Raw genomic sequence first — 5,452 nt, 5'->3', positions numbered from 1 at the left:
TTTCAATTAATTAACAAATGATTAAATCAGTTCTTTTTTTAGCATTACCATGTCTTTTAGCTGGACCCCATTTTCATATATCGGTTTTGGGTAATTATCTAGGAAGAATCCTTTTTTTATGCCAAATATCTCAAAACCTACTTTCTGGTATAGATGCAACTGTTTAGGTGCTATATCTCCAGTCCCAATTACTATTGTTTTGAATCCTTTTGCTTTTGCCCTAGAAATAGCATCTCTCAATAGTAGCTTACCTATGCCCTGCCCTTGGTGTTCTGTACCCACAGCGATATTTTTAATTTCGATAGTGTCATCACTTATTTTTTGAAGTACATAGACTGCTATAGTTCCCTTATCATTTTCAAATACGTAGATTTCAGAATCATTGATATACCTACTAATTGCCTCAATCGTTTCATCGGCTAGCAATAATAGATTATAGGGAATTTCTTCATCTTTTTGAAGCATTCTAATCATCTTACAAACCTCTTTTCAATGAGCGCATTTTTGGTCTACAGTAACTCAATGCCCCACGTCCTTTCTACATGTAATTTTTATTCTCATCTATAGTAGATTTTATGCTAGTTAAAGTTTTGTAGAGCACATAAACAAAGAGGATTATCCCTACAAATTCTAGTATTAAATATGAAACTGTAAGAACTACGAGGCTAATCTTTGAAAAAATAGTTGCTAAATTTGCCGCAACAATTGTTATTATGGCAAATATAAGAAGATCCCTACTTGAATATTTACTCTCATCTGCTGCAATAAGTTCCATATATGTTGTTTTTGATTTTTTGAATAAGAGAATAGGGAGCAGGTAAAAGACAATGATTGTTGCATAAGGCACCAAGGTATTTGGGATTCTTTCCGGTAGGAGGAAGAGAAATGCCAAGACATATAGAAGGGCTAGGTATAATGACAATACAATAAATCCTCTTCTACCAAAATTAAATACCTCCAGGTCAGCTTTTCTTCCTAGGCTATAAAAGACTAAGATTATAAGCAATGTGCCGACAAGAGAGGTATTAGAGGATAGTAGATTAAATTTATTCCCGTTTGCGATAAACGTGGCGAGAGATATAATAGATAATACTATTAGTGCTGTCTTTCTAGTAGATTTTGTTAGGATTGAAGCATGAGATATATGGATCTTTCTCGTCAGTAATTCAAAGACAAGAACTGGAACTATAAATGACATTACTGGGTGCCAAAAGAATACCAGAACAGGAAACTCTGAGACCCCAATCCCAAGTATAGTCCCTAATCCAGGCCCGTTAGAATCAAAATACCCGGACCACAGGACCTTAGTTATCCACGATTCGTATAGGCCAAAAATTACTCCAAGAAGGTATAGCTGTGGCGGGGAGATCCTCTTTAGCTTAAATGCAATGTTTAAGAAAAATAGCACGTGACATAGATAGAGTGGGAAAGTTAGGAGTAATCCCCATCCGCTTATAAACCAAGCCTGGGATGCGCCTGAAAATATCTCTGCAAAAAGCATTGATAAAGAGCCGATTAATATTATTGCAGGTAGCTTTTGCATTATTACTATTGCTTGTATAGCATTATAAATTTTCTGTTCTAATTTTTTTCTAAAAATAATTAATAGCTAGAAGGTAGATTATTTGGCCTCTAATTCAACTTATAGTGGACTGTCCACTGTGATTTTCTAAATAGCTCAAATTTTCTGAAAATCTTAAACCATCCTAGTTTTTTATTGTTTGAGTCAAAATAGGACCAATCATCAAGCAGAACTATGCCTTTGTTCCATTCTTCCATCTCTCTGCTATCCCGAATACCCGAATAGAATATGGCCCCTTTTCCCAAGCGGGCATCACGTTGCATTTTACTCTTAACTAGTTTGTCTAAAGGCTTCTTTAACCATAGCGAATTAAATACTTCGCACAAAAGCTCAGAACCCGGAAACACCGATTGAAGTCTTAATACCAGGGATTTCACATCTTCTCTTTTCAGATACATGAAAACACCTTCCGCCACAAATAAGAATGGGCCTTTATGATTGGAAACTATATTCATCCATCCAAAATCCAAGACTGAGGATGCGATGAAATGGTATCTCTCATTTTCTCTGAAGAATTGCTTCTTTATTTTAATTACTTCAGGTAAATCAAGATCATAGAAGATAACTTTTCCATTATCAATTCGTAGAAATCTTGAATCTAATCCGCAGCCAATATTTACTACTACACCATCAGGAGAGTTTTTTAGAAACTCTTCTACATATTCATCATATCTCTTTGCACGGATGGCAATATGAATGCTCAAGTTCTTATTTATCCTACCTTCTACGAGGCTCCGTTCCAATCTATCATCTGATCTTGAAAGTATTTTGTCAAGTTCATTTTTTATTTCAACTGCTTTAGGGTCATTTATAATTGGATCCTCTTTTTGGCTTTCAATAGCATGGCAGTATAGTGTAATTAGTGAAGTTGAAGCAACATCGCTAATCTCAATGTTTGACATTCTTCCATCCCTTCTTGAGGTGACTACATCATAGTTTTTATTTCTATCTGATTTTATAATAAAATCAAAGTAAGCACTTTTCTCGCTCTTTTTGTCCTTATAGCTTTAGCAGATACAATTCTGACCTGAATCTCTCTTATTGGATAGTTTACTTTCATACATTTTCTCTAGAATTGGCAGCACCTTTCTAGCTGCACTGTTCTCTGCATCGTCTTTGCTATTGCAGAGCTCACCTGTTATCTCTTCTCCGTTTATCTTTATTGTAGAATAAAAAGTAGGCCTATTATTTGATTTAGCTTCGACCGTCTTATAGGAGGGGCGCTTAATCTTCAACTTATCAAAAATCTCTTTTAAGATATTCTAAGAATGCTATGAAATATCCTATTTCTGGCAAAGACCTGGATCCCTCCAATATAAAATTAAAATTAATAGAAATTAAACCAGAGTCAGAATGTTCAAAAATCTTTTTTTGGTGGAATCTAATATGGTGGTCTATACCATATGAGAATCCAATAGGGAGGACAATGAGGTATATGATTTGGGATTCTTATCATAATGCTCCTTTTGGTATTTTTTATTTACAAAGCCCAACTTTAAGGTCCCATATTAGAGATAAATATCTTCACTTAGATAAAAATAACATAACATATTGGATTAATCAATCAATGTACGGGCAACGGATAGGGGCGTTGCCCCCATACAATGAACTTTTAGGAGGAAAGATGGTAGCATTGTCCCTCGTTTCAAATGAAGTACGAGAAGCCTATAGGAAAAAATACGAAGGTAAAAAAACTATAATTGAAGAAAAGGTACTACCCCTTAATTTACTTTTTATTTCTACTACTAGTGCTTATGGTAAAAGTAGCGTTTATGAAAGAATATATTATAACAATGAAAAGGTAAGTGAGTTTATAGGTTATACTTCTGGTTCAGGGACCTTTCATTTGCCCGAAGAATTATATAAGGAGTGTTTAGTTTTCTTAGAACAAAATGGAATTAATACTAAAAGAGGATATGGTACAGGGCCATCACGTAAATTGAAATTAATTGAGAAAGCTTTTAGATATTTAGAATTGCCCGATTATTCTTACCACAATATAAGAAGAGGATATTATATTTTCTCTAATACTAAGAATCTTCATGGTGTCATAAAAAAAGATGAATCGCCATTGTGGTATGATAGGCCTTTTGATGATTTATCTAATCATTGGATTGAAAGATGGTGCATTCCTAGAAGTAAAAGAAATAAAAAATGGAAATCTTTCAATTCTGAAGAATTTATTAATAAAACGAATGAAGAACTTATGAGATTTGAATAGTAATTTCTATTTTATCCTCGTCCAGAGTAGCCTAAACCGATAAAATAACACATCCTAGACTGATCCATCTTCCCTTTTTTCTTTCAATCTTTCTCTTAATAATCTCTAATGTAACAACATATATACTAAGCGATACTATTCCAATCTGTCAGATCTAGGCCCTTAAATTCCTCAAAACTCAATTAAAATTTACCTCATCACTCTATTTTTAAAATCGTCAAAAAATTCAAAAAATCGCTTTTGTAACAATATATATTATTTATAATATATATCAGAATAATTATTGCATTAAATGTTATGCTATAAAATGGGATTTGGTAACTTATTTCTATTATTTGAATTAAATATATTTGATAATAGATTTTGGTAACGCATTACCAATATTTAAATATTATTTACCAATATTCATTAAAATATTTTAGATTTGCTAATTAATCTAATAAACAAAAGACTTAAATAGTAAGTATGCATATAATTTATATGGCAAATTTGCCAATGGTACTAATAATCATAGGTGCTCTTTTAGTAGGATTAGCGTTATTTGTGGCATTTGCAAGTCCAAAAGGATCTTCCAATAGGGATAAAGGCAATATCCATAAGAAAAGGGCGACTATTCAGTTTTTAATAGGGGTTTCATTGTCATTGCTAGGGGCTTTTTTGATGTTTAATGGCACTCTGCTCGGCGAAAATACTGTATCCATTGCAAGAGTGATTGGGATAATCGGGATTGCATTGATAGCGACCTCATACACCACTTTACCCTTCATGATGAATAAAGAAAATAAAAATAAAGATAAATTGCAATAATTTTGTTAATGTATATATTTAATAATATACTAATGTAAAATAATTGCATTAATCTTATTGCAAATATTATTCAAAACAATATACTAAATAATATAATAATGAAAATTTATTGCAATTACTGCTTATCTTTGGAAATGGCATCGGATACCAATTCCCAAAAATATTCTTTATCAATCTCATCTAATGACCTTATCTTGATGTGCCCCATATTCTTTCCAGTTCCTTCAAGTAACTTCTTAGGATCTTTAAGCTCCATAGCCTTGTAAAATCCTAGATTAACATGGCCTCCCGTAGGAAAAATGTAACAAATGTCTCCTTTCTTTGAATAAACTGGCTGCTTCCACTTTAATGATTCGTTTAGGCTAGGGTCAATAGACAAAATAATGCTTCTAAGCGCTTTTACAATCTCTTTTTTATCCTCTGGTAAGCTGTTAATATATTCGCTTATTTCTTTAGAAGCTTCCACCATAGTATCATTATTATTAATTCTTTTAAGACTAAAAATATCCCTCTAGAACGCATTTAATACTTTGAGTAAGCTACCCTATTTCGCAAAAAAACCGTTTTTACAAAATAATAAGATTTTTAACTTCTTGGGATAATATGAATTAGAGGTAAAATAGGGCCTAAAAAGCCTGTTTACCCTACCTTTTTCCTAGTATTTATACCCTAATTTATTGCGTATAATGTATATTATACGTAGCATAGACGATTTTCGCGTAAATTTCGCTAAAAAAGGACAATTTTAGGGCCTTTGGGGGAAACTTAGGACTACAATAAATGAGATTAGGATAAGACAGATCGTACAGTATTTTTACGGCACCATCATTCAGAAAATATCA

At 32.7% G+C, this 5,452-nt stretch carries 7 protein-coding genes; 2 read left to right on the top strand and 5 right to left on the bottom strand.

All coding sequences use genetic code 11. From position 1 onward, the window contains the following. Positions 1 to 21: 21 nt before the first annotated feature. The 4 genes from KO464_00970 to KO464_00955 all read right to left on the bottom strand — a co-directional run bounded on the left by KO464_00970 (position 22) and on the right by KO464_00955 (position 2,817). On the bottom strand, positions 22 to 474 hold the full coding sequence (locus tag KO464_00970; protein MCC7571943.1) for a GNAT family N-acetyltransferase: 453 nt from the start codon (positions 472 to 474) through the stop codon (positions 22 to 24). A gap of 64 nt (positions 475 to 538) precedes the next feature. Next, positions 539 to 1,543, bottom strand: a complete 1,005-nt coding sequence (locus tag KO464_00965; protein MCC7571942.1) for a hypothetical protein — start codon at positions 1,541 to 1,543, stop codon at positions 539 to 541. Positions 1,544 to 1,632: 89 nt separating this feature from the next. Continuing rightward, positions 1,633 to 2,484 carry a class I SAM-dependent methyltransferase gene (locus KO464_00960; protein MCC7571941.1) on the bottom strand — a complete coding sequence of 284 codons (852 nt, stop codon included), beginning with the start codon at positions 2,482 to 2,484 and terminating at the stop codon, positions 1,633 to 1,635. A gap of 105 nt (positions 2,485 to 2,589) precedes the next feature. Further along, positions 2,590 to 2,817, bottom strand: a complete 228-nt coding sequence (locus KO464_00955) for a hypothetical protein (GenBank protein MCC7571940.1) — start codon at positions 2,815 to 2,817, stop codon at positions 2,590 to 2,592. Between the two features lie 38 nt (positions 2,818 to 2,855). Here KO464_00955 and KO464_00950 point away from each other — a divergent pair, with 38 nt between their 5' ends. Together KO464_00950 and KO464_00945 are read left to right on the top strand one after the other, a co-directional pair. Next, positions 2,856 to 3,803 (top strand): DUF4338 domain-containing protein, encoded by a 948-nt coding sequence (locus KO464_00950; protein MCC7571939.1) that lies wholly within the window; start codon positions 2,856 to 2,858, stop codon positions 3,801 to 3,803. A 480-nt stretch (positions 3,804 to 4,283) separates the two neighbouring features. Next, complete coding sequence (locus KO464_00945; protein MCC7571938.1) at positions 4,284 to 4,610, top strand: hypothetical protein; 327 nt, start codon at positions 4,284 to 4,286, stop codon at positions 4,608 to 4,610. Between the two features lie 115 nt (positions 4,611 to 4,725). Here the strand turns inward: KO464_00945 and KO464_00940 are convergent, their stop codons facing one another. After that, on the bottom strand, positions 4,726 to 5,079 hold the full coding sequence (locus tag KO464_00940) for a DUF1801 domain-containing protein (protein ID MCC7571937.1): 354 nt from the start codon (positions 5,077 to 5,079) through the stop codon (positions 4,726 to 4,728). Positions 5,080 to 5,452: the final 373 nt, after the last annotated feature.

It is taken from the genome of Methanofastidiosum sp. (assembly GCA_020854815.1).
Lineage (GTDB): Archaea > Methanobacteriota_B > Thermococci > Methanofastidiosales > Methanofastidiosaceae > Methanofastidiosum.
Note: the sequence above shows the minus strand (reverse complement) of the source record. Positions and strands in the feature narration are given on the sequence as shown.